The 771-nt window shown below is 55.8% G+C and carries 1 pseudogene; it reads left to right on the top strand.

The annotated features are described in order from the left end of the window. Positions 1–771 (top strand): annotated as a pseudogene (locus HMPREF1627_RS01765) (ribonucleotide-diphosphate reductase subunit alpha); the annotation flags it as partial.

The raw sequence follows: 771 nt of genomic DNA, 5'->3' as shown, positions 1-771 counted from the left end.
AGATCCTTTCGGGTCGTTTCCAGCCGGCAACCCCCACGTTCTTGAACGCGGGCAAGAGGGCGCGCGGCGAACTCGTTTCATGTTTCTTGCTTCGCGTGGAAGACAACATGGAGTCGATTGCGCGCGGCATTAACTCGGCGTTGCAGCTTTCGAAGCGTGGTGGCGGTGTGGCGCTGTCGCTGACGAACTTGCGCGAGGCGGGTGCGCCGATCAAGAAGATCGAGAACCAGTCTTCCGGCGTGGTTCCGGTAATGAAGCTACTTGAGGATTCCTTCTCGTACGCGAACCAACTTGGTGCTCGCCAGGGTGCTGGTGCCGTGTACTTGCATGCGCATCACCCCGACATCATGTCGTTCTTGGACACGAAGCGTGAGAACGCGGATGAGAAGATCCGCATTAAGTCGCTCTCGCTGGGTGTGGTGATTCCAGACATCACGTTCGAGCTGGCTAAGCGCAACCAGGACATGTACCTGTTCAGCCCGTACGACGTGGAGCGCGTCTACGGCGTTCCGTTCACGGAGATTTCGGTTACTGAGAAGTACCACGAAATGGTGGAGAACCCGAAGATCCACAAGAAGAAGATCAACGCTCGTCGTTTCTTCCAAACGATTGCAGAGATCCAGTTTGAGTCGGGATACCCCTACATCGTGTTTGAGGACACGGTGAACCGTGCAAACCCGATTAAGGGCCGTATCTCTATGTCCAACCTGTGTTCGGAGATCCTCCAGGTATCGGAGCCTTCGGAGTACAACGAGGATTTGACGTTCGCGA

The sequence above is a fragment of the Actinomyces sp. S6-Spd3 genome, from assembly GCF_000758755.1.
Classification (GTDB): Bacteria; Actinomycetota; Actinomycetes; order Actinomycetales; family Actinomycetaceae; genus Pauljensenia.
Note: the sequence above shows the minus strand (reverse complement) of the source record. Positions and strands in the feature narration are given on the sequence as shown.